Annotated in this window: 3 protein-coding genes and 1 pseudogene; 3 read left to right on the top strand and 1 reads right to left on the bottom strand. The window is 32.4% G+C overall.

The window, feature by feature from the left end; all coding sequences use genetic code 11:
* Nucleotides 1-327: pseudogene (locus FTV41_RS14250) on the bottom strand (hypothetical protein); the annotation flags it as partial.
* A gap of 59 nt (nt 328-386) precedes the next feature.
* Here FTV41_RS14250 and FTV41_RS14245 point away from each other — a divergent pair.
* The 3 genes from FTV41_RS14245 to FTV41_RS14235 form a co-directional block, all read left to right on the top strand.
* Nucleotides 387-1,094, top strand: coding sequence for a type IV secretion protein Rhs (locus FTV41_RS14245; RefSeq protein ID WP_163146731.1), 708 nt, complete (start codon nt 387-389; stop codon nt 1,092-1,094).
* A 29-nt stretch (nt 1,095-1,123) separates the two neighbouring features.
* Entirely contained in the window at nt 1,124-1,894 is a 771-nt protein-coding gene (locus FTV41_RS14240; RefSeq protein WP_163146730.1) for a hypothetical protein, read from the top strand.
* An 11-nt stretch (nt 1,895-1,905) separates the two neighbouring features.
* Nucleotides 1,906-2,610: tetratricopeptide repeat protein (locus FTV41_RS14235; protein ID WP_218945204.1), on the top strand; the 705-nt coding region annotated here is incomplete at its 3' end.

The following is a 2,610-nucleotide window of genomic DNA, read 5'->3' as shown; positions in this document are numbered from 1 at the left end:
CTCGACTTGAAAGTAGTCAGTCCCTACTTTGAGTTCTCTTATCTGTCTAGCAATATCGAGGCATGGGGGGAGTTTAGCAATGTTTGAATGCGCTAATCTTTTAAAAAATTCTATCGATCTTGTCACCACATAGCTTTCACCTGTCCCTGTAATAATGCCTTGATCCCATGGATGAATTTTTGTGGTTTTTTTAGGATCGAATTGAGCATCACCTGTTTCTGTTAAAACAACTTGCTTATTGTCTGTAGTGACAATGATGCTATCATTCAGTTGAATAGCGATGATGAATGTCATGCTTTGGTTAAAAATCATTGAATTATTAATCATTTATATTACGCTAAATTCAGGCTCAATTTTTTATAAATTTATAAGAAATAGGTAAATCTATGGCTGGTGGATCTCAGATCATCATTAATAAAGATGGGATAACTATTATTACCCCGACAAAGTTTGAGGCTAAAGCAGGGCAGCATTTATTTAAACAAGGAAGTAAAGTCAACTTTTCGTTACCTGAAATGCCAAATGTTGTGCTTCCATATAGTAATAAATTAGATGTATACAATTTATTTAAAACTGATGAACTAAATAATATTAGCGACTTAAAATATTCAGTCGTTAGAGAAAATGGACAGTTCCAAAAAGGAAATCTTGATGAATATGGAAGAACAGAACGGATAAAATCAAATCAATCGGAAAAAGTAAAAATTTTAGTTGGTGGCGATGAATGGCATTACTATATAAATACTTTTTCAGGAACGATGGATGATGAGATTTTAATTAAGTTTGTTGATCTCATTGGTGAACCTATTGCAAATTTAGAGTTCAAACTAAGTGATGAAAATAACAAGACTATTTTAATAAATAGAACAAATAAAGATGGTGAGGCTAAATTTCTATGCAATACAGTAGAATTTCCCTTACTTTCAGTTAAATATCTTACAAAAGATGAGTTCAAGCCTATTACTAGAATAGAAAATAATTTAGTAAGGGAAATTATTCTCATTAGTCCAAAAATTCTGAAAGAAATTGAGTTATTACAAGAATCTGAAGATCCTGGTGATTATTTAAGAAGTAATTATTCAGAAAAACTTTGATTAAGACATTGCGTTAAGGAAATTATGATATGGCTGATGAATCACAAAAGGTCAATAAAAATGGCAGACCAACGCTTGTTTTAAAAAGAGAGCATCTTGATAACGTTGTATCAGGAGTATCAACTGCATCTGATTGGGCTGGGTATGTAAAAGATACTGCAGATGTAATGAAAGCACAGAATTATAATATTAGATGGGGAGCTTTACATTCTAAAAATGTTCCCTTATTGAGTAAAGAGCGTTTAAAAAAAGCTACAGAATTTAAGGTGTATAGTAGAAAGTCTTCAGGTCATATCTTTAATGGAAATCAGCATACGAGTGTTCTGAATACAAAAAAAGCTGTAGAAAAAATTGATAAAATTGGTACTAAAGGTGGAATGGTATCAGATGGGGCAGAAATAATTTTAGCAATTCATGATGAGGATGCTGAAAAATTAGCAGAACAAACATCAAAGTTGGTGCTTTCAAAAGCTGGTGAAAAAGCTGGTGAAACATTAGCACTTGGAGTTGTTGGCAGATGCTCACAAAATGCTGTTCGTTCATTAGATCCGAGACAAGTTGGGGTTGGTTTAGCCCTCTGTGGTATCGCTGGCTTGTCAGTTAAGTACGGTATGAAGTCAGCTGGAGAAAATGCAGGTGAAGAAATTGGAAAAAGAGGTGAGGTAATAAAAGCGGCTGAAATATATATCAATGCTCAGAAGAAATTGAATGAAAATGCTGGGGAGGCAGAAAAGAAACGACGAGATAGAGAAATAGAAAAAGACCCTATGCTAGAATGGCAGATAAAATATTCTGACTAAGTGAATGAAAAATGAATGTAAAAAAAATAGCTTTTTTTTTAGTGTTTTTGAGTGTATTTAGTCTTAATGGTTGTACAAAGACTGTACCTCAGAAAGAAAAAAATCTTGTTCAATCAGAGTCTTTATATAAACAAGGTCAAAAATATTTTTTAGGTGATGGTGTAAAGCAAAACTTTCAAAAAGCTTTAGAATATTTTGAAAAAGCTGCAAATGAAGGTTCTGTAGTTGCTCAAAATGATTTAGCAGGTATGTACTTCAAAGGAATAGGTACACAAAAAAATGAAGCTAAAGCTTATTATTGGTTTAATGAAGCATCTAAATTAAATTCTTCTGAAGCTCAGTATAATTTAGGTGTAATGTATGACAATGGATATTATGTAGATAAAGATCGAACAAAAGCTTTAGATTATTATAACTTATCTGCAAAACAAGGATATGCTCGGGCTCAATTCAGCCTCGCTAATGCATATCTTGATGGAAATGGTATTGAAAAAGATATCAATAAAGCCATTAGTTTGTATACCGATGCGGCTAAACAGAATTTACCAGATGCTCAATACAATTTAGCCAACATATATGAAGAAGGAGCTATAGTTCCAAAAGATGAAAAAAAAGCGCTCGATCTTTATATACAAGCAGCAAACCAGAATTTTCCTATAGCTCAAAATAATTTGGGTTATATGTATGCGAATACCTATAATGATCTAGAATTTTTT

It is taken from the genome of Acinetobacter sp. YH16051, from assembly GCF_013417135.1.
GTDB lineage: Bacteria > Pseudomonadota > Gammaproteobacteria > Pseudomonadales > Moraxellaceae > Acinetobacter > Acinetobacter towneri.
The sequence above is the reverse complement of the archived record's forward strand: the minus strand, read 5'-3'. Positions and strand labels throughout refer to the sequence as shown.